The sequence below is a fragment of the Pseudomonas peli genome (assembly GCF_050563605.1).
Taxonomy (GTDB): domain Bacteria; phylum Pseudomonadota; class Gammaproteobacteria; order Pseudomonadales; family Pseudomonadaceae; genus Aquipseudomonas; species Aquipseudomonas peli_A.
Genome location: NZ_JBNXUH010000110.1, coordinates 1 through 429 on the forward strand (window position 1 = coordinate 1; position 429 = coordinate 429).

At 54.1% G+C, this 429-nt stretch carries 1 protein-coding gene; it reads right to left on the minus strand.

Annotation, left to right across the window (positions count from 1 at the left end):
* Positions 1-276: hypothetical protein (locus tag ACQ4LH_RS21220; protein WP_430698976.1), on the minus strand; the 276-nt coding region annotated here is incomplete at its 3' end.
* Positions 277-429: the final 153 nt, after the last annotated feature.

Here is a 429-nt window from a genome sequence, read left to right on the forward strand (position 1 = left end):
CTTCTTTTCTTTCCTTCCTTTCTTTTTTTCCTCTTCCTGTTTTTTCATTTCCTTCCATATCGCCTTCTTTTTCCTTTCTCTTTTTCTCTTCTGTCGCTTCCTTCTTCCCTCCTCGTTTTTTTTTTYTYTTCYTCTCCCTCTTCTTTTTTTTTTTCGAGAATGGTCCAGAACATATAAAGAGAAGGAAGGGCGCGACACAACCAGACGGTGGGTCTGCTCCAGCAGGCTGCCGGCCGGGGCGCGCATCACCAGTGAAGGCATCAGGTACTCGAACATCGAGCCGGACCAGGAAATCAGCGCCGAACCGCTGCCCAGCGGCGTGGCCGTGCGGCCCAGGCGGAACCAGTGGCGGGGGGBGGCAACSCCCCTTGGSCCGGCTCTTTTWTAMAAACTCCCMGCCSCCCCGRAGAAAMGAGGGGRCTCGTGTGG